General features: G+C 71.6%; 21 protein-coding genes and 1 pseudogene. 16 read left to right on the top strand and 6 right to left on the bottom strand.

Annotation, left to right across the window (positions count from 1 at the left end; genetic code table 11):
• Positions 1-33 precede the first annotated feature (33 nt).
• The 3 genes and pseudogenes from ACOBQB_RS33285 to ACOBQB_RS33275 all read left to right on the top strand — a co-directional run bounded on the left by ACOBQB_RS33285 (position 34) and on the right by ACOBQB_RS33275 (position 4,233).
• The gene (locus ACOBQB_RS33285) at positions 34-858 is read left to right on the top strand and encodes a purine-nucleoside phosphorylase (protein WP_127912932.1); all 825 of its coding nucleotides are present in this window, start codon (positions 34-36) and stop codon (positions 856-858) included.
• Between the two features lie 344 nt (positions 859-1,202).
• A pseudogene (locus ACOBQB_RS33280) lies at positions 1,203-2,844 on the top strand (phospho-sugar mutase).
• Between the two features lie 180 nt (positions 2,845-3,024).
• Positions 3,025-4,233 (top strand): hypothetical protein, encoded by a 1,209-nt coding sequence (locus ACOBQB_RS33275; protein ID WP_423597068.1) that lies wholly within the window; start codon positions 3,025-3,027, stop codon positions 4,231-4,233.
• 17 nt (positions 4,234-4,250) lie between these two features.
• Here the strand turns inward: ACOBQB_RS33275 and ACOBQB_RS33270 are convergent, their stop codons facing one another.
• Positions 4,251-4,886, bottom strand: coding sequence for a PH domain-containing protein (locus ACOBQB_RS33270; RefSeq protein ID WP_423597066.1), 636 nt, complete (start codon positions 4,884-4,886; stop codon positions 4,251-4,253).
• Positions 4,887-4,974: 88 nt separating this feature from the next.
• Between ACOBQB_RS33270 and deoC the strand changes: the two genes are divergently transcribed.
• Genes deoC through ACOBQB_RS33255 form a run of 3 tightly spaced genes read left to right on the top strand, consistent with a single transcriptional unit; the run spans position 4,975 to position 8,269 of the window.
• The gene (gene deoC, locus ACOBQB_RS33265) at positions 4,975-5,913 is read left to right on the top strand and encodes a deoxyribose-phosphate aldolase (RefSeq protein ID WP_423597065.1); all 939 of its coding nucleotides are present in this window, start codon (positions 4,975-4,977) and stop codon (positions 5,911-5,913) included.
• A gap of 3 nt (positions 5,914-5,916) precedes the next feature.
• Entirely contained in the window at positions 5,917-7,356 is a 1,440-nt protein-coding gene (locus tag ACOBQB_RS33260) for an aldehyde dehydrogenase family protein (protein WP_423597064.1), read from the top strand.
• Complete coding sequence (locus ACOBQB_RS33255; protein WP_423597062.1) at positions 7,349-8,269, top strand: aldehyde dehydrogenase family protein; 921 nt, start codon at positions 7,349-7,351, stop codon at positions 8,267-8,269. The genes ACOBQB_RS33260 and ACOBQB_RS33255 overlap by 8 nt, the downstream gene beginning before the upstream one ends.
• A gap of 72 nt (positions 8,270-8,341) precedes the next feature.
• Here the strand turns inward: ACOBQB_RS33255 and ACOBQB_RS33250 are convergent, their stop codons facing one another.
• Positions 8,342-9,067, bottom strand: coding sequence for a TetR/AcrR family transcriptional regulator (locus ACOBQB_RS33250; protein ID WP_423597060.1), 726 nt, complete (start codon positions 9,065-9,067; stop codon positions 8,342-8,344).
• 90 nt (positions 9,068-9,157) lie between these two features.
• Here ACOBQB_RS33250 and ACOBQB_RS33245 point away from each other — a divergent pair, with 90 nt between their 5' ends.
• Both ACOBQB_RS33245 and ACOBQB_RS33240 read left to right on the top strand, forming a co-directional pair.
• The gene (locus ACOBQB_RS33245; RefSeq protein ID WP_423597058.1) at positions 9,158-9,763 is read left to right on the top strand and encodes an NADPH-dependent FMN reductase; all 606 of its coding nucleotides are present in this window, start codon (positions 9,158-9,160) and stop codon (positions 9,761-9,763) included.
• A 29-nt stretch (positions 9,764-9,792) separates the two neighbouring features.
• Positions 9,793-11,364 carry an MDR family MFS transporter gene (locus ACOBQB_RS33240; RefSeq protein ID WP_423597056.1) on the top strand — a complete coding sequence of 524 codons (1,572 nt, stop codon included), beginning with the start codon at positions 9,793-9,795 and terminating at the stop codon, positions 11,362-11,364.
• Between the two features lie 194 nt (positions 11,365-11,558).
• Here ACOBQB_RS33240 and ACOBQB_RS33235 read toward each other — a convergent pair whose 3' ends face one another.
• Complete coding sequence (locus ACOBQB_RS33235) at positions 11,559-11,819, bottom strand: hypothetical protein (RefSeq protein ID WP_423597054.1); 261 nt, start codon at positions 11,817-11,819, stop codon at positions 11,559-11,561.
• 510 nt (positions 11,820-12,329) lie between these two features.
• Between ACOBQB_RS33235 and ACOBQB_RS33230 the strand changes: the two genes are divergently transcribed.
• From ACOBQB_RS33230 to ACOBQB_RS33220, 3 genes are all read left to right on the top strand, one after another.
• The gene (locus ACOBQB_RS33230) at positions 12,330-12,632 is read left to right on the top strand and encodes a hypothetical protein (RefSeq protein WP_423597052.1); all 303 of its coding nucleotides are present in this window, start codon (positions 12,330-12,332) and stop codon (positions 12,630-12,632) included.
• Entirely contained in the window at positions 12,629-13,114 is a 486-nt protein-coding gene (locus ACOBQB_RS33225) for a hypothetical protein (protein ID WP_423597050.1), read from the top strand. The genes ACOBQB_RS33230 and ACOBQB_RS33225 overlap by 4 nt, the downstream gene beginning before the upstream one ends.
• A gap of 164 nt (positions 13,115-13,278) precedes the next feature.
• On the top strand, positions 13,279-13,953 hold the full coding sequence (locus ACOBQB_RS33220) for an ATP-binding protein (protein WP_423597048.1): 675 nt from the start codon (positions 13,279-13,281) through the stop codon (positions 13,951-13,953).
• A gap of 123 nt (positions 13,954-14,076) precedes the next feature.
• Here the strand turns inward: ACOBQB_RS33220 and ACOBQB_RS33215 are convergent, their stop codons facing one another.
• Complete coding sequence (locus ACOBQB_RS33215; protein ID WP_423597046.1) at positions 14,077-14,817, bottom strand: SigE family RNA polymerase sigma factor; 741 nt, start codon at positions 14,815-14,817, stop codon at positions 14,077-14,079.
• 214 nt (positions 14,818-15,031) lie between these two features.
• On the opposite strand from ACOBQB_RS33215, the gene afsQ1 reads away from it, so the two are divergent.
• From afsQ1 to ACOBQB_RS33190, 5 genes are all read left to right on the top strand, one after another.
• Positions 15,032-15,709: a two-component system response regulator AfsQ1 gene (gene afsQ1, locus ACOBQB_RS33210; protein ID WP_030779097.1), complete on the top strand. Its 678-nt coding sequence runs from the start codon at positions 15,032-15,034 to the stop codon at positions 15,707-15,709.
• Complete coding sequence (locus tag ACOBQB_RS33205; protein ID WP_423597043.1) at positions 15,706-17,280, top strand: ATP-binding protein; 1,575 nt, start codon at positions 15,706-15,708, stop codon at positions 17,278-17,280. The genes afsQ1 and ACOBQB_RS33205 overlap by 4 nt, the downstream gene beginning before the upstream one ends.
• Positions 17,281-17,291: 11 nt before the next feature.
• Entirely contained in the window at positions 17,292-17,888 is a 597-nt protein-coding gene (locus ACOBQB_RS33200; RefSeq protein WP_423598927.1) for a hypothetical protein, read from the top strand.
• 51 nt (positions 17,889-17,939) lie between these two features.
• Positions 17,940-18,488 (top strand): VanZ family protein, encoded by a 549-nt coding sequence (locus ACOBQB_RS33195; protein WP_423597041.1) that lies wholly within the window; start codon positions 17,940-17,942, stop codon positions 18,486-18,488.
• Positions 18,489-18,579: 91 nt separating this feature from the next.
• The gene (locus tag ACOBQB_RS33190) at positions 18,580-18,780 is read left to right on the top strand and encodes a PspC domain-containing protein (protein WP_423597039.1); all 201 of its coding nucleotides are present in this window, start codon (positions 18,580-18,582) and stop codon (positions 18,778-18,780) included.
• 83 nt (positions 18,781-18,863) lie between these two features.
• On the opposite strand, the gene ACOBQB_RS33185 is transcribed toward ACOBQB_RS33190, so the two are convergent.
• A complete protein-coding gene (locus ACOBQB_RS33185) occupies positions 18,864-19,238 on the bottom strand; it encodes an ATP-binding protein (protein WP_423597037.1) in 375 nt (124 codons plus the stop codon).
• A gap of 149 nt (positions 19,239-19,387) precedes the next feature.
• A complete protein-coding gene (locus tag ACOBQB_RS33180) occupies positions 19,388-20,557 on the bottom strand; it encodes an adenosine deaminase (protein ID WP_423597035.1) in 1,170 nt (389 codons plus the stop codon).
• Positions 20,558-20,599: the final 42 nt, after the last annotated feature.

The following is a 20,599-nucleotide window of genomic DNA, read 5'->3' as shown; positions in this document are numbered from 1 at the left end:
GCGCGTAGGCCACGACCGGCTACCCTCGTCGGCGTGAACGCTTCTGTTATTCCGGACGACATCCAGGGCGACCCCTACGCCGCCGCCGACGCCGCCGCCGCGCGCCTGCGTGAGCTGACGGGCGCCGAGACCCACGACGTCGCCCTCGTGATGGGCTCCGGCTGGGCGCCGGCCGTCGACGCGCTGGGCGAGCCCGAGGCGGACTTCGCCGTCACCGAGCTGCCGGGCTTCCCGCCGCCGGCGGTCGAGGGGCACGGCGGACGCATCCGCTCCTTCCAGATCGGCGACAAGCGCGCCCTGGTCTTCCTGGGCCGCACCCACTACTACGAGGGCCGCGGTGTGGCCGCCGTCTCGCACGGGGTCCGCACGGCCGTGGCCGCCGGCTGCAAGACCATCGTGCTGACCAACGGCTGCGGCGGTCTGCGCGAGGGCATGCGCCCCGGGCAGCCGGTGCTGATCAGTGACCACCTCAACCTCACGGCGACGTCCCCGATCGTCGGCGCGAACTTCGTGGACCTGACGGACCTGTACTCGCCGCGCCTGCGCGCCCTGTGCAAGGAGATCGACCCCTCCCTGGAGGAGGGCGTCTACGCACAGTTCCCCGGCCCGCACTACGAGACGCCCGCGGAGATCCGCATGGCCCGCACGATCGGCGCGGACCTGGTCGGCATGTCCACCGTGCTTGAGGCCATCGCCGCGCGCGAGGCCGGCGCGGAGGTCCTCGGCATCTCCCTGGTCACCAACCTCGCCGCGGGCATGACCGGCGAGCCGCTGAACCACGAGGAGGTCCTCCAGGCGGGCCGCGACAGCGCGACCCGCATGGGCGAGCTCCTGGGCAAGGTCCTCAACCGGATCTGAGGGTTCTCCGGCGGGGGCCCCGGACCACCCGCTTCCACGCCCCCGCCGGCCGACCGGCCCGCACCCCGAATCGATCCCGACGGCCGACCGGCCCGCACCCCGAATCGATCCCGACGGCCGACCGGCCCGCACCCCGGATCGAAACGTAAGGGGACGTGCCGGTATGTCCGCCCGGAGCACATGGCCTGCCGCCCGGGGCCCCGAAGCGGCAGCGCTCCCAGGCCCCGATGGCGAGGACGGACATACCGGCGCGGCCCCGCCCCCAGTCGAACCGGGCAGGCACACCTGAGCCCGTCCCACCCCCGCACCGCCAAAGCGACGCCGCAACGAGAGGCTGACGACACGTGCAGGACAACTCCGAACTCATCGCGCGAGCCCAGGCCTGGCTGGCCGAGGACCCGGACCCCGAGACCCGCGAGGAGCTGGCGAAGCTCATCGACGCCGAGGACACCGCCGAGATCGCCGCACGTTTCGCCGGCACCCTCCAGTTCGGCACCGCCGGCCTCCGCGGCGAACTGGGCGCGGGCCCCATGCGGATGAACCGCTCCGTGGTCATCCGCGCCGCCGCGGGCCTCGCCGCGTACCTCAAGGCCAAGGGCGAGACCGACGGCCCGGTGGTCATCGGCTACGACGCCCGCCACAAGTCCGCGGATTTCGCCCGCGACACCGCGGCCGTGATGACCGGCGCAGGCCTGAAGGCAGCCGTCCTGCCCCGCCCCCTGCCGACCCCCGTCCTCGCCTTCGCCATAAGGCACCTCGGCGCGGTCGCGGGCGTGGAGGTCACCGCCAGCCACAACCCGCCGCGCGACAACGGCTACAAGGTCTACCTCGGCGACGGCTCCCAGATCGTGCCGCCCGCCGACGCGGAGATCGCCGCGCACATCGACGCGGTCACCAGCCTGCACGACGTCCCCCGCCCGGAGTCCGGCTGGCAGACCCTCGCCGACGACGTCCTGGAGGCCTACCTGGCCCGCACGGACGCCGTCCTGGCCCCGGAGTCCCCCGCACCGCCCGCGTCGTCTACACGGCCATGCACGGCGTCGGCAAGGACACCCTCCTCGCGGCCTTCGACCGCGCCGGCTTCCCGCCCCGACCCTCGTCGCCGAGCAGGCGGAGCCGGACCCGGACTTCCCGACGGTCGCGTTCCCGAACCCGGAGGAGCCGGGCGCGATGGACCTGGCCTTCGCGACAGCGGCGCGTACCACCCCCGCGCCGGACCTGATCATCGCCAACGACCCCGACGCGGACCGCTGCGCCGCCGCTGTCAAGGACGGCGCCGACTGGCGGATGCTCCGGGGCGACGAGGTCGGCGCCCTGCTCGCCGCCCACCTCGTCGGGCGCGGAGCGCGGGGCACGTTCGCCGAATCGATCGTCTCCTCCTCCCTCCTCGGCCGGATCGCCGAGAAGGCGGGCCTGCCGTACGAGGAGACGCTCACCGGCTTCAAGTGGATCGCCCGCGTCGACGGCCTGCGCTACGGCTATGAAGAGGCGCTCGGCTACTGCGTGGACCCCGAGGGCGTACGCGACAAGGACGGCATCACCGCCGCGCTGCTCCTCGCCGAGCTGGCGTCCGAGCTGAAGGAGCAGGGCCGCACCTTCCTGGACCTCCTGGACGACCTCGCCCTTGAGCACGGTCTGCACGCCACCGACCAGCTGTCGGTCCGCGTGGAGGACCTCTCCCTGATCGCGGACGCGATGCGCCGCCTGCGCGAGCAGCCGCCGACGGAGCTGGCGGGTCTGCCCGTGACGAAGGCCGAGGACCTGACGCGGGGGACGGACACGCTGCCGCCCACCGACGGTCTGCGCTACACGCTCGACGGCGCCCGCGTCATCGTGCGCCCGAGCGGCACGGAACCGAAGCTCAAGTGCTACCTCGAAGTGGTGGTCCCGGTGGCGGCGCGGCCGGACCTCCCGGCGGCCCGCGCGCGGGCGACGGAACTGCTCGCCGCGATCAAGCGGGACCTGTCGGCGGCGGCAGGCATCTGACGCACCGGACGGGCACGCCGGACGGGCACGCCGGACGAGCACGCCGGACCGGCACCCCGAGCGGAAACCCACCCGTCCGAGTGATTTGACTCCCGCAGTTGCCGCAGTGGAACGGTGCGCTGCCGGTCCCCCAGGAAGGGACGACCGGTAGCGCACGTTCACGTTCGGGGAGCTGCCGCAGTGCCGTACGGACCGATTCCCTCCACCGCCGCGCCGTCCAGGGTCCCGGCGTCCCGGCGCCCCCTCACCGCCGCCCGGCCGCGCCCCGGCCTCCGCCGCCGCGCCGCCCGCGCGCTGCGCCACGCCTCCCCCGCGCTGCTCGCGTACGCGGCCGTGCGCACGCTCGGCCTGCTGGTCTTCGTCCCCTGGGCGCACGGCGACCGTCGCAGCGTCCGGCATCTGCTGATGGCGTCATGGGACTGCGACTGGTACCTGAGGATCGCCCGGCACGGCTACGCGCACACCCTGGGCACCGCGTACGACGCGAACAACCTCGCGTTCTTCCCGCTGTACCCGCTGCTCGTCCGGGCCGGTGACGCCCTCGCGCCCGGCCTGCCGCGCGGCGCGGCGGGCCTCGGCATCTCGCTCCTCTGCTCGTTCGTCGCCGCGTGGGGGATCTTCGCGGTGGGCGACCGGCTGTACGGCCGCCGGGCGGGGGTCGTCCTCGCGGTCCTGTGGGGCAGCCTGCCCGTGGCGCTCGTGCAGTGGATGGGCTACACCGAGTCCCTCTTCACGGCGCTCACCGCGTGGTCGCTGTACGCGGTGCTGAGCGGCCGCTGGCTGTGGGCGGGCTCCCTGGCCGCGCTGGCGGGCCTCACCCGCCCCACGGGCGTGGCGCTGGCGGCGGCGGTCTCCCTGACGGCGCTCCACGCGCTGCGGCGCGGCGGCTTCTCCGTACGCCCGCTCCTGGGCGCCCTCCTGGCACCCCTCGGCTGGCTCACGTACGTCACGTGGGTGGGCGTGCGCCTCGGCCGCTGGGACGGGTACTTCGCCGTACAGAAGCTGTGGCACAACAAGTGGGACGGCGGCGTCGAGACGGTCCGCCGCATGCAGGGGCTGTTCATGGCCGAGCGGCCGCCGCTGTTCTACGCGATGGTGACGGCGGTGCTGTTGGGCTCAGTCGTCCTGTACGCGCTCTGCGTCGCCGACCGGCAACCGCTCCCCTTGCTGCTCTTCACCGGCCTGCTCCTGGTGATCGTGCTCGGCAGCAGCGGCGTCTACTTCCCGCGGGCGCGCTTCCTGATGCCCGGTTTCCCGCTGCTGCTACCGCTCGCCGCGGCCCTGGCGCGGGCGAGGACGACGGTGGCGGTGACGCTGCTGACGGCGGCGGCGTTCGGGGCGGCCGTGTTCGGCGGCCACATGCTCCTGGGGTGGCACGGCCCGCCGTAAGCGCTGTTGCGTCCCGGTCAGGCCACCGCGAGGAGCACGGCGAGCAGCACCGCTCCGGCAGCGGCCGGCGCGAGGACCTCGTAGGCCCAGCGCACCACGGGCTCGCCCTGCGCGGACTCGACGGCTTCCTGCCGCTGCGCGAGCTCGCGGAGCTCGTCCATGGCCTGGTCGCCGTTGGAGCGCGTGGGCGGGGCGTGGGGGTCGAGGAAGGGGCGGCCGCCCGTCGGGTCGCCGGAGGCGGCGGCCTGCGACTGCCTGCGCGCCGCCCTCTTGCGGCCGCGCAGCGAGACGGGGATGGCCCAGAGCTGGTACTTGGCGCCGGCCCGGGTGAGGACCTCGTTGGAGTAACCGGAGCGGAGCGAGGCGATGGACGCCCAGGGCAGCGTGATGGTCCTGAAGGGGTTGCGGACGCGCAGCCGGTCGTCATCGGCGTACACGGCGGGCCGCACGGTGTACGCGACGACCAGCGGCACCGCGAGCAGCAGTCCGGCGAGCGCCAGCCACGGTGCGCGGCCCTCGCCCCGGATGACGGCGTCGACACCGAGCCAGGCCCCCAGGGCGAGCAGCAGGACGCCACCGGCGATACCGGCGGGGGACCGGAAGACACGGTCCTTGTGTGCGGGCTCCGCCACGGGGTTCTGAGGGTCGCTCATACCCTGATTCTGCCTGACCCGCGGCGCGGGGCCCCGGCCCCCACCCCTGTACAGCAGCTACGCGCGTAGATATGCTCCCCTCGTGACCATGCCCACTGCATTCGCTGACGTGACCGCGTCCGACAGCACGCTCCGCCGCTTCCTCCACGGGCTGCCCGGCGTCGACGCGGTCGGCCTGGAGGCGCGTGCCGCCTCGCTCGGAACCCGTTCGATCAAGACCACGGCGAAGGCGTACGCCATCGACCTGGCCATCTCGATGATCGACCTGACCACGCTGGAGGGCGCCGACACCCCGGGCAAGGTCCGGGCGCTCGGCGCGAAGGCCGCGAACCCGGACCCGACGGACCGCGGGACGCCGCGCACCGCGGCCGTCTGCGTCTATCCGGACATGGTCGCCACCGCCAAGGAGGCCGTCGCGGGCAGCGGCGTGAAGGTCGCGTCCGTCGCGACCGCCTTCCCCGCGGGCCGCGCCGCCATCGAGGTGAAGCTCGGTGACGTACGCGAGGCCGTCGCGGCAGGCGCCGACGAGATCGACATGGTCATCGACCGCGGAGCCTTCCTCTCCGGCGACTACATGACCGTCTTCGAGCAGATCCGCGCCGTGAAGGAGGCCTGCGGCGCCGCCCGCCTCAAGGTCATCTTCGAGACCGGTGAGCTGTCGACGTACGACAACATCAAGCGCGCCAGCTGGATCGGCATGATCGCGGGCGCCGACTTCATCAAGACCTCGACCGGCAAGGTCGGCGTCAACGCCACCCCGGCCAACACCCTCCTGATGCTGGAGGCCGTCCGCGACTTCCGCGCGCAGACCGGGGTGCAGATCGGCGTGAAGCCCGCGGGCGGCATCCGCTCGACCAAGGACGCGGTGAAGTTCCTCGTCCTGGTGAACGAGACTGCGGGCCCGGACTGGCTCGACAACCACTGGTTCCGCTTCGGTGCCTCGTCGCTCCTGAACGACCTGCTGATGCAGCGCCAGAAGCTGGCCACCGGCCGCTACTCCGGCCCCGACTACGTGACGGTGGACTGACCCATGACCTCCACTCCCTTCGAGTACGCCCCCGCGCCGGAGTCCCGCTCCGTCGTCGACATCGCCCCGTCGTACGGCCTGTTCATCGACGGCGAGTTCGTGGACGCCGCCGACGGCAAGGTCTTCAAGACGGTCTCGCCGTCCACCGAAGAGGTCCTCTCCGAGGTCGCGCAGGCCGGTTCCGAGGACGTCGACCGCGCCGTGAAGGCCGCCCGCAAGGCCTTCGAGAAGTGGTCGGCGCTGCCGGGCGCCGAGCGCGCCAAGTACCTCTTCCGCATCGCCCGGATCATCCAGGAGCGCAGCCGCGAGCTGGCCGTCCTGGAGACGCTGGACAACGGCAAGCCCATCAAGGAGACCCGCGACGCCGACCTCCCCCTGGTCGCCGCGCACTTCTTCTACTACGCGGGCTGGGCCGACAAGCTCGACCACGCCGGGTACGGGAAGAACCCCGCGCCGCTCGGCGTCGCGGGCCAGGTCATCCCCTGGAACTTCCCGCTCCTGATGCTGGCGTGGAAGATCGCCCCGGCGCTCGCGACCGGCAACACGGTCGTCCTGAAGCCCGCCGAGACGACCCCGCTGTCCGCGCTCTTCTTCGCGGACATCTGCCGCCAGGCGGGCCTGCCCAAGGGCGTCGTCAACATCCTTCCCGGGTACGGCGACGCGGGCGCGGCCCTGACCGCCCACCCCGACGTGAACAAGGTCGCCTTCACCGGCTCGACCGCCGTCGGCAAGGCGATCGCCCGCCAGGTCGCGGGCACGGACAAGAAGGTCACCCTCGAACTGGGCGGCAAGGGCGCGAACATCGTCTTCGACGACGCCCCCATCGACCAGGCCGTCGAGGGCATTGTCACGGGCATCTTCTTCAACCAGGGCCAGGTCTGCTGCGCCGGGTCGCGTCTCCTCGTACAGGAGTCGGTCCAGGAGGAGCTGCTGGACTCGCTGAAGCGGCGCCTGTCCACCCTGCGCCTCGGCGACCCTCTCGACAAGAACACCGACATCGGCGCCATCAACTCCGCCGAGCAGCTCGCCCGCATCACCGCGCTCGCCGACACCGGCGAGGCCGAGGGCGCCGAGCGCTGGTCGCCGTCGTGCGAGCTGCCGTCCACCGGATACTGGTTCGCTCCGACGCTCTTCACGAACGTCACGCAGGCGCACACCATCGCCCGCGACGAGATCTTCGGCCCGGTGCTCTCGGTGCTGAGCTTCCGCACGCCGGACGAGGCCGTCGCCAAGGCCAACAACACGCAGTACGGACTCTCCGCCGGCATCTGGACGGAGAAGGGCTCGCGCATCCTCGCGGTCGCGAACAAGCTCCGGGCGGGCGTCGTCTGGGCCAACACATTCAACAAGTTCGATCCGACCTCGCCGTTCGGCGGCTACAAGGAGTCGGGTTACGGCCGCGAGGGCGGCCGTCACGGACTGGAGGCGTACCTCGATGTCTGACCGACTCACGGTCCTGAAGACCTACAAGCTGTACGTCGGCGGGAAGTTCCCGCGTTCCGAGAGCGGCCGGGTGTACGAAGTGACCGACGCAAAGGGCAAGTGGCTGGCGAACGCGCCGCTGGCGTCCCGCAAGGACGCCCGTGACGCCGTCGTGGCGGCGCGCAAGGCGTTCGGCGGCTGGTCGGGCGCCACCGCGTACAACCGCGGTCAGGTCCTCTACCGCATCGCCGAGATGCTGGAGGGCCGCCGAGACCAGTTCGTCCGCGAGGTCGCCGACGCCGAGGGCCTGTCGAAGTCCAAGGCCGCCGCCGTGGTGGACGCGGCGATCGACCGCTGGGTCTGGTACGCGGGCTGGACCGACAAGATCGGCCAAGTCGTGGGCGGGGCGAACCCCGTCGCGGGCCCGTACTTCAACCTCTCCGCCCCGGAGCCGACGGGCGTCGTCGCGGTGCTCGCGCCGCGGGAGTCGTCGTTCCTCGGTCTGGTCTCGGTGCTCGCCCCGGTGATCGCCACGGGCAACACGGCCGTCGTCGTCGCCTCCGAGACGGCCCCGCTGCCGGCGCTCTCCCTGGGCGAGGTCCTGGCGACCTCCGACGTGCCCGGCGGTGTGGTCAACATCCTCACCGGCAAGACCGCCGAGATCGCGGCCCCGCTCGCCGCGCACCAGGACGTCAACGCCATCGACCTGACGGGCGCGGACGCGGACCTCGCCCGTGACCTGGAGATCGCGGCCGCCGACAACCTCAAGCGCGTCCTGCGTCCACAGCCTGTGGACGCGGCGGCGGGCACGGAGGCGGGCGCGGACGCGGACTGGACCGCCGATCCCGGCACGCGCCGCCTGACGGCCTTCCTGGAGACCAAGACGGTCTGGCACCCCACGGGCTCCCTGGGCGCCTCGGGCTCGGCCTACTGACCGATTCCGCACGACGCGAAGCCCCGGCCTCCTCCGTCCAGGAGGCCGGGGCTTCGTCATGCGCCCGTCCGGTCACAGGCCCAGACGCGCCGCGATCCCGTCGAGCACGCAGTCGAGCCCCGTCTCGAACTCCCAGGCCGGGTCGTCCTTGCGCGTCGCCTCGTGGATGTACCGCCGATAGGTGGGGTAACGGCCCGTCCCGATCAGGTAGCTCATCTGGGGCGCGAGGCCCTTCCGCGCCTCCTCCGCGCTGTCCCACTCCCGCTCGCGCAGATACGCGCCCAGCGCCACCTCGGAGCGGACCATGCCGCCCACGTAGGCGGTGACGGTGCGGAAGGCGGCCATCATCGTGTCGACGTCCAGGCCGTGCCCGTCGAGCGCGGCGAGCTGACGCTCCGCGACCGCGAGCCGGTTGGGGGTCAACGCGTGCAGCGGAGTGGGCAGTTCGGCCATCCACGGGTGGCGCAGCGTCACCTCGCGGGTCGCGATCCCCGCCTCCCGCAGCACCTCGCGCCAGCCGGTCACCTCGGGCGGTGGACCGAGCCCGGCCGATGCGAGGTCGACCATCAGCGCCAGGAGGTCCTCCTTCCCCGAGACGTGGCGGTACGCGGCCATGGGGGCGACGCCGAGTTCGGTGGCGAGGCGGCGCATGGTGACGGCGGCGAGGCCCTCGGCGTCGGCGACCCGGACCGCGACGGCGGCGATGCGCTGCGGCGTCAGGGCGGCGCGGGGCGCGGCGGGTCGCTCCAGACGCTCCCAGAGGGAGACCTCGGGCCCGCCCTTCTTCTGTGTGGCCATGCGTACAGCGTATCCCGTGTAGACGCCGTACACACTGGTGTGTACGTTGTACGCGAGAAATACGTCGTACACATCCCAGGGGGCACTCCCATGACCGCAACCACCTCGGCCCCGGCCGCTCTCCGCGTCGCCGTCCTCGTCGGCAGCACCCGCGAGGGCCGCTTCGCGCCCGTCGTCACCCGGTGGATCAGGAGCCACCTCAACCGGCGCGCGGACATGGAGGCCGACGTCGTGGACCTCGCCGAGACCCCGCTGCCCACCGTCCTGCCGGCCTTCGGCGGCCCGCCGGCGCCCGGCACCGAAGAGGCGCTCGCGCTGGTCTCGCCGCGCCTGGCACGGGCGGACGCGTTCGTCTTCGTCACGCCGGAGTACAACCACAGCTTCCCCGCGTCCCTGAAGAACGCCATCGACTGGCACAACGAGCAGTGGCACGCGAAGCCGGTCGGCTTCGTCTCCTACGGCGGCGTTTCGGGCGGCTTGCGCGCGGTCGAGCAACTCCGCCCGGTGATGGCCGAGTTGAACGCCACGACCATCCGCAACACGGTCAGCCTGCACAACGTCTGGGGCCTGTTCGACGAGGAGTACGCGATGAAGGACCCGCAGAGCGACGCCGCCGCCAAGTCGATGCTCGACCAGCTCGCCTGGTGGGCCGAGGCCCTGCGCGAGGCCAGGTCCGCCCGCCCGTACGCCGCCTGACGTCCACACCACCCAAGCCCGGGACAGCCATGAATCAGCGTACGAACGAGACCACCCCTCCCCTCACGGACGCGCGACCAGCCGCCCCAGAGGTGGAGCCACCCTCGCGCCTCGCCCTCCTCGGGCTCCTGCTCGGCATCGTCCTGGCGACCCTCGACGGCACGATCGTCGGCACCGCCCTGCCCAGGATCGTCGGTGACCTCGGAGGCCTCGGCCACTTCTCCTGGGTGGTGACGGCCTATCTGCTCACCACCGCCGTCGCCACCCCGATCTGGGGCAAGCTCGGCGACCTGTACGGCCGCAAGGGCAGCTATATGACCTCCATCGTGGTCTTCCTCATCGGCTCCGTGCTCTGCGGACTCGCCCAGGACATGGGCCAGTTGATCGCCTTCCGCGCCCTCCAGGGCATCGGCGCGGGCGGCCTCTTCGTGGGCGCGCTCTCCCTGATCGGGACGCTGCTGCCCCCCGCGCAGGCGGGGCGCTCGCAGTCGCTGATCGGCGTGATGCTGCCCGTCGCCATGATCGGCGGACCGCTGCTCGGCGGCGTCCTCACCGACCAGCTGAACTGGCGCTGGGTCTTCTACGTCAACGTCCCCGTCGGCGCGGCCGCGCTCCTGATCGTCGGCCTCCTCGTCCGGCTGCGCGGGGAGCGCGGCACGGCCCGCGTGGACTACGCGGGCGCGGGGCTCCTCACGGCGGGCATCCTGGCCCTCACGCTGATGGGCACGTGGGGCGGATCGGCGTACGACTGGATCTCGCCGCAGATCGCGGGCCTTACGCTGCTCGCGGCGGCCGCGCTCGCAGCCTTCGTCCGCGTGGAGCGGCGCGCGCCCGAACCGATCATCCCGCCACGGCTGTTCCGCGACCGCAACTTCACGCTCGCCCAGGTCCTCACCTTCCTCGCGGGCGCCGCGATGCTGGCGGCGGCGAGCTATCTGCCGCAGTACATGCAGTTCGTACGCGGCATGTCCTCGACGCGGAGCGGGCTGCTGCTGCTCCCGCTGATGCTCGGCATGATGGGCGCGCAGCTGTACATCGGCCGCGCTGTGGGCAACGGCGGCGGATACCGCGCCTATCCGCTCATCGGCGGCGCGGTCGCCACGGCGGGCGCCCTGGCCCTGCTCACGCTCGGCGTGGACACCGCCACGTACGCGGCCTCGGCGCTGACGTTCGTCCTCGGCACGGGCCTCGGCTGTCTGCTGCAACCCTCGCTGCTGATCACCATGAACAGCGCGGAGCTCCGCGACATGGGTGCCGCCGGCGGCACCAACACGCTGCTGCGCACCATCGGCGGCACCCTCGGCGTCGCCGTGCTCGGCTCGGTCTACACGAGCCGGCTGACCGACGCCCTCACGGACCGGCTCGGCAAGGACGGCGAACGCCTCACGGGCGGCGGCCACGAGCTGAGCCCCACGGTCCTCGACGGCCTGTCCGGGCCGGCCCGGGACGCCTACCGCACCGCGGTCACCGGCGGCCTGCACGGCGTCATGCTCGGCACGGCCGCCCTGTGCGCCGTCAGCTTCGCGACGGCCTGGCTGATCCGCGAGGCACCCCTGCGCTCCCACACCGGGGCGGCCCCGAAGACGGACCCGGCGGACTGACGCGGACTGACGGCGAGGGTCTCCCCCGGCCGGACCCGCGTACGACGCGTCCCGGCCCCGGCGCGAGCGCGCACGGGGGCCGGGACAAGGTCATGCGGATGTCACGTGCGGTGCCGTTGTCACGTGCGGTGCCGTGAGCACACCAGAACGCCATGAGCCACCGGCCGCCTCGCCGGAAAGCCATCGGGCGAGCCTCAGACGAGCCACAGCTGGCGGACGGACTTGCCGTCCTGAGACTTCAGGAGCACTTCGTTCCCCTTGGCGGTCTCCTTCTCCACCAGTTCGAGCAGCGCGATCGCACGCCGCACCGTCTCGGTGATCGAGATGCCCTTGTGCTCCTTGTACCAGCGAAGCTTCGCGGCGGTGTCTTCGTTGATGTTCACGCTGAGCCGGGTGATCTGGGGCTCGGCCATCGCCCCCGACGGCACGGCTGTTTCGGTCCGGTGTTCGGACATGCCAAGGCTCCTTGAGATTCGAAGATGTCGCACGAATGGCCGCGCACGTCAGCGTGCGGGCCCCGTCCCGCCGGACATCGCCGGCGGTCCCCGACCGCATGCAGATCAGCCAGCGCCTCGGCCGCACATACGAACGATGCAACCCCCCGCATCGCACACGCGTGGTTCCCCCCACAGAAACTGCGGCCCCGGCACTCGCGCCGGCCAGGCCTGTCAGGCAGAGCTGATGGGACGTAAATGCACCATATCTATCTCTCTTCCACCAGACCGGGCGGCGCTCGGATAGGTGCCATGGTGCCCGCTGCGCGCACCCAATGTCAAGTAATTCTGCACCACATGATGCTCGGATACACTCGTCGTGTGTATCTGATACGCATAGGATCAACACAGAATGTGGCAGAAGATCACATCATATGTGGTATGGTTCCACCCAAGCACCGCTTGGGTGTCTCGAGCTCTGTTGCCAGTCCTGCCGCGGCGAGCGGCGATCACCGGAGGGGCCACCCCCGAATGCCGAATGAACGGAACTCCGAGTACGAGGTACTGCACCAACGGGGCACCCTGACGCCGTTCCAGGAATGGCACAACGAACCGGCCGGCGACGCGGTTCCCGAACTCCCCGAGAGGGACGGAGAGTTGAGCGGTAGCGACCGCTTCATGGGGCACAACCGCGCCACCCGGGTCGTGCGGCAGCAGCGGTCCGAGTTCTGCGAGAGCGACACCCACCCGGCCCCGGCGCCCGCGGAGACGTGCGGCTTCGGGCCACCGAAGCCCGCGCGCTTCTGCATGTGCCGGCGAGGTGATCACGAGTGACCGGCATCCCGATCGCCGCCGTACTTGAGGAGGACGAGGAGCCCTCCGACGAGACCTTCTTCCTCGTGAGCGCCCCGCGCCCGGTCACGGCCGCCGAGACAGCTTCCCCGCCCGACGCGGCAGGTGAGCCGGAGGAGAGCGGGCAGGGCTTCGTCGAGGACGAGACACCCGGCGGCGACGGCGACCCCGCCTTCGGCCCCCGCCAGTTGAGCGAGAACGAGTCCCCCGAGAACCGCGAGGTCGTGGGACTCCGCGAACCGAGGAAGATCGACGAGACGCGGCACACCCTGGCCATGGGCCTGCTGTGGCTCGTGGGACTGATCGCCGGTGCGCCCACCCTCGCGCTTCTGGCCGGTCACTGGACGCACTTCAGCACCGAGGCCTACCGGGAAGTGAGTCTGGTCTTCACCCCGGTCGTGGCCCTCGCCAGCGCGGCCTTCGGGTTCTTCTTCGCCAGCGATGACCGGAGCCCCCGCCTCTGACCCGGCCCCGGCACGGCACGGCACGGGTCGGCGGCCCGCCCGACCCGTGATAATGGCTCCCGACCACGCTGACGAGCCGTGCCGGAGAAGCGGTCCATCGGGACTCCTGAGCTGCGCCGACGTCCGATTCGCCGGCGAAACCACTGGTGAAAAGGTTCATTGCCTTGGGATCCCATCCCCCGATACCGACCCGCGTCGTGCTGCTCTGCGGCCCCTCAGGCTCGGGCAAGTCGTCCTTCGCCGCCCGCTCCGGGCTGCCCGTGCTGTGTCTGGACGACTTCTACAAGGAAGGCGACGACCCGACGCTGCCGCAGGTCCCGGGCAGTTCGGACATCGACTGGGACTCCCCCGCGTCATGGGACGCCGACGTGGCGGTCGCCGCCATCGCGGAGCTGTGCCGCACCGGGCGTACGCGCGTCCCGGTGTACGACATCGCGTCCAGCGCGCGCGTCGGGCACGAGGCACTCGACATCCAGCGCACGCCCGTGTTCATCGCGGAGGGGATCTTCGCCGCGGACATCGTGGAGCGCTGCCGGGAGATCGGCGTGCTCGCCGACGCGATCTGTCTTCGGGGCCGGCCTTCCACGACGTTCCGGCGGCGGCTGCTCCGGGACCTCCGGGAGGGGCGCAAGTCCGTGCCTTTTCTTCTGCGCAGGGGCTGGCGGCTCATGCGGGCCGAGCGGGCGATCGTCGCGCGGCAGGTGGGGAAGGGGGCGTATCCCTGCGGGGCCGAGGAGGCGCTGGGGCGGGTCGTCTCCGCCGCGGCCGGGCGCTGCGTCCCGGAGGGCCGCTTGGCGGCGGATCCGCTCCCACCCACCCGACCGTTGACCCCCCAGTAAAAGCAGAAGGACCGGAAAGGCCCCCCGGCCTTCCGGTCCCGCTACTTGTTTCCCCGTACTCCCCCGTGCTTCCCCCTGCTCCCGCCGCCTCCCCCGAAGCGACGGCCCCCGTTCCCCCGATCCTCAGGCCACCAACTCGCCGAAGGACTCCTCCTGGTCACGGCCGAAGCTGAGGACCTCGTCCTCGCGCAGCCGGCGGAGCGACCGCCAGATGCTGGACTTGACCGTGCCCACGCTGATGTCGAGGATGTCCGCGATCTCCGGGTCGGTGCGGCCCTCGTAGTAGCGAAGGACCAGCATCGTGCGCTGGAGCTCGGGCAGCCGGGCCAGGGCCTGCCACAGGACCGCGCGCAGCTCCGTGCCGCGCATCGCGTCCGTGTCGCCCACCGTCTCCGGCAGTTCCTCGGTCGGGTACTCGTTCAGCTTGCGGCGGCGCCACGCGCTGATGTGCAGATTGGTCATGGTGCGGCGGAGGTAGCCCCCGACCGCGGCCTTGTCGCTGATCCTGTCCCAGGCGCGGTACGTCGAGAAGAGGGCGCTCTGCAGCAGGTCCTCCGCCTCGAAGCGGTCGCCGGTCAGGTGGTAGGCCGTTGCGTACAGAGAGGCGCGGCGTTCCTGGACGTAGGCGGTGAACGCCGCTTCGGCGTTCACCGCCTCCGACGAGGTCTTCCGCTCCCCCGAGCCCTCCCTGTACGCGCTTCCCCCGTGCGGCGCGTCAACCACCGTCATGTACACGGTGTGCTGACGCCCGGCGCCGCGAGCGCACCCCCGCCCGCTCACGGCACCGGACTTCTCAGAGCCCCGCCCGACGTCGTGGAGACGCGTGACAACTGCGCTTGAGCTGGTGCTGTGCAGCGTGTGCATCTTGCGCCCCCCGTCGGTGGAGTCCGGCTTGTTCCGTCGTGCTTCCGTGCTTCGTTGCTTGTGACCAGAACTCTGCCGGACCCACTTCATGACGGTGTCTGCCGACTGTCACAGGCCTGTCACAGGGCTTCGGCACCCCTTCCACGCGTGAGGGTCGGGTGTGGGAGCGCCTCAGCAGTCGAACTGGGGCCGAGCATGGGACAGAATGACGTCCGTGCCTTCCCTGTTGCTGATCGAGGACGACGACGCCATCCGGACGGCCCTGGAGCTTTCGCTGACGCGCCAGGGGCACCGGGTGGCCACTGCTGCCACCGGCGAGGACGGCCTGAAACTGCTCGGTGAGCAGCGGCCGGACCTGATCGTGCTGGATGTGATGCTGCCGGGCATCGACGGGTTCGAGGTGTGCCGTCGCATCCGGCGCACCGACCAGCTGCCGATCATCCTGCTCACCGCGCGCAGCGACGACATCGACGTGGTGGTGGGCCTGGAGTCCGGCGCCGACGACTACGTGGTCAAGCCCGTGCAGGGGCGGGTCCTTGACGCCCGGATCCGCGCCGTGCTGCGGCGCGGGGAGCGGGAGGCCAATGACGCGGCGACGTTCGGTTCGCTCGTCATCGACCGAGCCGCGATGACCGTGACGAAGAACGGCGAGGACCTCCAGCTCACGCCGACCGAGCTGCGGCTGCTCCTGGAGCTGAGCCGCAGGCCCGGCCAGGCCCTGTCGCGGCAGCAGTTGCTGCGTCTGGTGTGGGAGCACGACTACCTCGGTGACTCGCGGCTCGTCGACGCCTGCGTGCAGCGGCTGCGCGCCAAGGTCGAGGACGTCCCGTCGTCGCCGACGCTGATCCGCACGGTGCGCGGGGTCGGATACCGGCTGGACACCCCTCAGTGACCACGGCGCAGGACAAGCTCCGCGGCCTGCCCGCGGCACGCAAGGCGGTCCTTGCCGGGCTGCGTTTCACGAGCCTGCGGCTGCGGCTCGTGGTGGTCTTCGGCCTGGTGGCGCTCACCGCCGCCGTCTCCGCTTCCGGCATCGCGTACTGGCTCAACCGCGAGGCCGTGCTGACGCGCGCCCAGGACGCGGCGCTTGAGGACTTCCGCCAGCAGATGCAGACCCGGGTGGGCGCGCTGCGCCCCAACCCCTCGCAGGACGAACTCCAGGCGGCGGCCGGGCAGATGGCGAACAGCAGTCAGCGCTACAGCGTGCTCCTGGTCGCCGAGAAGAAGGACGGCGGCCGGATCGTCGGCTACTCCGACCTGGACGCGTTCACGCTCGCCGAGGTGCCGGACTCGCTCCAGAAGACGGTGGGCAAGAAGCAGCCGCTCACCTCCGGCAACGACGCCGCCCATCACCTGTACTGGCAGCGGACCGTGGACGACGGCACGCCGTACCTGGTCGGCGGTGCCACGGTGATCGGCGGCGGCCCCACCGGTTACATGCTCAAGTCGCTGGAGCCCGAGGCCAAGGACCTCAGCTCGCTCGGCTGGTCGCTGGCGATCGCCACGGCTCTGGCGCTGATCGGCTCCGCGCTGCTCGCGCAGGCCGCGGCCACGACCGTGCTCAAGCCCGTGCACCGCCTCGGCATCGCCGCGCGCAGGCTCGGCGAAGGCAAGCTCGACACGCGGCTGCGCGTCTCCGGCACCGACGAACTCGCCGATCTCTCAAGGACGTTCAACAGAACCGCCGAGAACCTGGAGAAGAAGGTCGCCGACATGAGCGCCCGCGACGAGGCGTCCCGGCGCTTCGTCGCCGACATGTCGCACGAGCTGCGTACGCCGCTGACCGCGATCACCGCGGTGACCGAGGTCCTGGAGGAGGAGCTCGACGCGGAGACCGGTTCCGTCGACCCGATGATCGAGCCGGCCGTGCGGCTCGTGGTGAGCGAGACGCGGCGCCTGAACGACCTCGTGGAGAACCTCATGGAGGTCACCCGCTTCGACGCGGGCACCGCGCGCCTCGTCCTGGACGACGTGGACATCGCCGACCAGATCACCGCGTGCATCGACGCGCGCGCCTGGCTGGACGCGGTCGAGCTGGACGCCGAGCGCGGCATCACCGCCCGCCTGGACCCGCGCCGCCTCGACGTCATCCTGGCCAACCTCATCGGCAACGCCCTCAAGCACGGCGGCTCCCCGGTGAAGGTCTCCGTACGTCTGGCGGACGCCAGGCTCGTCATCGCCGTACGCGATCACGGGCCGGGCATCCCTGAGGACGTCCTGCCGCACGTCTTCGACCGTTTCTACAAGGCGAGCGCGTCCCGGCCGCGGTCCGAGGGCAGCGGGCTCGGGCTCTCCATCGCGTTGGAGAACGCGCACATCCACGGCGGCGGGATCAGCGCGGCCAACTGCCCGGAGGGCGGTGCCGTCTTCACGCTGTGGCTGCCGTGCGAGAGCGACGGCGAGGGTGACGGGGGCCGTGACAGTGAGGACGCCGTCGGCTGTACCGAGGGAGGCCAGGCGTGAACGGGCGACGGATGCGTGCCGCGGTGGTCACCACGCTGCTGGCGGTCGCGCTCGCCGGGTGCGGGATCAGGTCGACGGAGGTGCCCACGGACTTCGGGCCCGCGCCGTCACGGGTGCCGTGTGTGATGTCGGGCTCCAGCATCGCCACGCAGTCGGGCAGCGGGGCTTCGGCGCAGGTGTTCCTGGTGTGCGCGGCCCAGCTGGTGACCGTCGACCGGACGGTGCGGGTGGCCGAGGGCAAGGCGGCCGAGGCGGCCACCGACCGTGTGGCGATCGCGCAGGCCCTCCTCGACGAGCTGGCCACGCCTCCGTCGGAATCCGAGAAGGACGCGGGCTTCGCCACGGACGTACGCGGCGGCACCACGGTCTCCGGTCCCGGCGAGGGCGACCCGAGGGGCGCGCTGCGCCTCAGTACGCCGCCGGAGGAGCTGTCCGCGTTCGCGCTCGCCCAGATCGTCTGCACGCTGGCCGACAGCGCGACGGACCGCACGGTGCTCATGGGCGGCCCCGCGGACGCCCCCCTGCGGCGCTACGCGTGCACCCAGGAGGTCCGCTCCCGGCCCGGCACGGTGGCGCCGCCCACCAAGACCGTCAAGCCCGGGAAGTAACCGCCGCCGGTACGCGGAACCGATCCTGCCGCCTCTGGCGTCTTGTGGGGCGTGCGTCAAGGCTCGGGCGGCCGCGTTGCCGCCATCCGCTTCCGTGCGGCGGGAGGATTCCTCCTCGTCGCGCACCTTCTGCTCGTCGGGTGGATCACGCTGCGTCCGCTGGACGTCCCCTGGGTGAGCGCCGCGAATCTGCGGCCACTCGCCGGGATCAAGGCGGATCTGGCACTCGGCGGCCTCCAGGCGGCCCGCCGGATCGGCGAGGCCCTGCTGCTGCTCGCTCCGCTCGGCGTGCTGCTGCCCCTGGCCGGCGGCCGGCTCCTCGTCTCGCCGTGGGGTTCCCTGGTGCGCACGGTCGCCGCGGGGGCGCTGCTCTCGCTCGGCATCGAACTGCTCCAGACGGGGGTGCCCGGGCAGGTCGTCGACATCGACTCGCTGCTCCTGAACACCCTCGGGGTGGCTCTCGCGCATGTCGCCGTGGTGCCCGCGGCGAGGGCGAGGCTCCGCCGCCGGGACGATCCGCGGCGTGTCACGGCCCGTCTGCGGGATGAGGCCCCTCAGGGGTCGACCCCGACGATTCCCAGGGTCGGAATCGCACCTTAGAGCGACGCTTTGGGGTACTTGATGACCGTAACGTGGAGACATCGAGGCACACAGAGAGGCCTCTTCCCTACGGTTCGTTGAGGAGCCCGCCATGACCGCCCTTGCCCGCCCCACCCACGGCCGGATGATCGGCGGAGTGTGTGCCTCCCTGGCCCAGCGCTTCGGCACCTCCGCGACCACGATGCGCGTGATCTTCGTGGCCTCCTGCCTGCTCCCCGGTCCGCAGTTCCTGCTCTACATAGCCCTGTGGGTGTTCCTGCCCTCCGAGGACAAGGCCCGCCGGACCTGGTGACGACGTCCGCCGGACCTGGTGACGACGCGATGGGGCGCCCCTCCTGGTGGAGGGGCGCCCCATCGGCACGTACGCGAGAAGGGTCAGCCGAGCGGCAGACCGTTGAGACCGCTGCCCCCGAGGGGCACACCGCCGAGCAGTCCCTGGACCGGGGAGGCGGGCTTGCCGCCCCCCTTGCCGCCCTTGCCATTGGCCTGCTGGGCCGCGGCGGCCCTGTCGGCGTTCCCCGCGGCCTGCAGACCACTGGTGAGGACGCCCTTTCCGGCGGCCACGGCCTCGGGGCTGCCCGCGGGCAGCGTCTTGGCGGCCTGCTCCAGGGGGAGGACCGAGGCGACCTGGCCGAGGGCCGCGGCCGCGTCCGGGACGCCGGGGGCGGCGTTCGCGGCGCCGGCACCGGCGGCGGCGAAGGCGGCACCGAGGGCGGCGACACCGAGGGTCTTGGCAGCAGACTGCTTCATCTTCAATGCGTCCTTGTGAATTCGATGACGGGGATCTGCGCGGTTCAACGACCGCGCACATCACAAATCACGGGCAGCGGACAGCGAAAAGCGGCCGGGTGACGAGCACCCGGCCGCCGAAGCGACGCGCGAAGACGCCCTATCGCCCGTCAGTCGCCGACGGAAGCGCTGGTCGAGACGGTCTGGCGGAACAGCCATTCGGACTTCAGCTCGGCGTAGCCGGGCTTGATCACGTCATTGATCATGGCGAGGCGTTCATCGAATGGAATGAACGCTGATTTCATCGCATTGACCGTGAACCACTGCATGTCGTCGAGCGTGTAGCCGAAGGTACCGACCAGGTGCTCGAATTCGCGGCTCATGCTGGTGCCCGACATCAGACGGTTGTCGGTGTTCACCGTGGCGCGGAAGTGCAGCTTGCGCAGCAGCCCGATGGGGTGGTCGGCGTAGGAGGTGGCGGCGCCCGTCTGGAGGTTGGACGTCGGGCACATCTCCAGGGGGATGCGCTTGTCGCGTACGTACGACGCGAGGCGGCCCAGCGTGACACTGCCGTCCTCGGCGATCTCGATGTCGTCGATGATCCGCACACCGTGGCCGAGGCGGTCGGCGCCGCACCACTGGAGGGCCTGCCAGATCGACGGCAGGCCGAAGGCCTCGCCGGCGTGGATCGTGAAGTGGTTGTTCTCGCGCTTGAGGAACTCGAAGGCGTCGAGGTGTCGGGTGGGAGGGAAGCCTGCCTCGGCGCCCGCGATGTCGAAGCCGACGACGCCGTGATCGCGGTAGCGGTTGGCGAGTTCGGCGATCTCCAGGGCGCGGGCGGCGTGCCGCATGGCGGTGAGCAGGGCTCCGACGCGGATGCGGTGACCGTTCGCCTTCGCGCGGCGCTCGCCCTCGCGGAAGCCGTCGTTGACCGCCTCGACGACCTCTTCGAGGGTGAGGCCGGCCTCCAGGTGCTGCTCGGGGGCGTAGCGGATCTCGGCGTAGACGACGCCGTCCTCGGCGAGGTCCTCGGCGCACTCGGCGGCCACGCGCTTGAGGGCGTCCCTCGTCTGCATCACCGCGCAGGTGTGGGCGAAGGTCTCCAGGTAACGCTCCAGGGAGCCGGAGTCGGCCGCCTCGCGGAACCAGATGCCGAGCTTGTCGGCGTCGGTCTCGGGCAGGCTTTCATAGCCGCACTCGCGGGCGAGGTCGACGACCGTGCCGGGGCGCAGGCCGCCGTCGAGGTGGTCGTGGAGGAGCACCTTGGGGGCGCGGCGGATCTGTTCGGCGCTGGGCGTGTCGCGGTCCGTGTGACCGCCCGTGATGGTCTGGCTCGTCATTTCGGCACTCTAACGCCTACGCGCGTAGAACTCACTGGTCGA

Origin of the sequence: Streptomyces sp. G5(2025) (genome assembly GCF_049542075.1) — a bacterium.
In the GTDB taxonomy this organism is placed as follows: Bacteria; Actinomycetota; Actinomycetes; order Streptomycetales; family Streptomycetaceae; genus Streptomyces.
This window is presented reverse-complemented; position numbering and strand designations above follow the sequence as displayed.

Excerpts from the sequence above, each read along its gene's own strand:
- ACOBQB_RS33270 (WP_423597066.1), bottom strand. The coding sequence starts at position 4,886 with ATGAGCGACCCTCAGAACCCCGTGGCGGAGCCCGCACACAAGGACCGT.
- ACOBQB_RS33260 (WP_423597064.1), top strand. The coding sequence starts at position 5,917 with ATGACCTCCACTCCCTTCGAGTACGCCCCCGCGCCGGAGTCCCGCTCC.
- ACOBQB_RS33245 (WP_423597058.1), top strand. The coding sequence starts at position 9,158 with ATGACCGCAACCACCTCGGCCCCGGCCGCTCTCCGCGTCGCCGTCCTC.
- ACOBQB_RS33235 (WP_423597054.1), bottom strand. The coding sequence starts at position 11,819 with ATGTCCGAACACCGGACCGAAACAGCCGTGCCGTCGGGGGCGATGGCC.
- ACOBQB_RS33180 (WP_423597035.1), bottom strand. The coding sequence starts at position 20,557 with ATGACGAGCCAGACCATCACGGGCGGTCACACGGACCGCGACACGCCC.
- ACOBQB_RS33190 (WP_423597039.1), top strand. The coding sequence starts at position 18,580 with ATGACCGCCCTTGCCCGCCCCACCCACGGCCGGATGATCGGCGGAGTG.
- ACOBQB_RS33200 (WP_423598927.1), top strand. The coding sequence starts at position 17,292 with ATGCGTGCCGCGGTGGTCACCACGCTGCTGGCGGTCGCGCTCGCCGGG.
- ACOBQB_RS33185 (WP_423597037.1), bottom strand. The coding sequence starts at position 19,238 with ATGAAGCAGTCTGCTGCCAAGACCCTCGGTGTCGCCGCCCTCGGTGCC.
- ACOBQB_RS33255 (WP_423597062.1), top strand. The coding sequence starts at position 7,349 with ATGTCTGACCGACTCACGGTCCTGAAGACCTACAAGCTGTACGTCGGC.
- ACOBQB_RS33215 (WP_423597046.1), bottom strand. The coding sequence starts at position 14,817 with ATGCACACGCTGCACAGCACCAGCTCAAGCGCAGTTGTCACGCGTCTC.
- ACOBQB_RS33230 (WP_423597052.1), top strand. The coding sequence starts at position 12,330 with ATGCCGAATGAACGGAACTCCGAGTACGAGGTACTGCACCAACGGGGC.
- ACOBQB_RS33240 (WP_423597056.1), top strand. The coding sequence starts at position 9,793 with ATGAATCAGCGTACGAACGAGACCACCCCTCCCCTCACGGACGCGCGA.
- ACOBQB_RS33250 (WP_423597060.1), bottom strand. The coding sequence starts at position 9,067 with ATGGCCACACAGAAGAAGGGCGGGCCCGAGGTCTCCCTCTGGGAGCGT.
- deoC (WP_423597065.1), top strand. The coding sequence starts at position 4,975 with ATGCCCACTGCATTCGCTGACGTGACCGCGTCCGACAGCACGCTCCGC.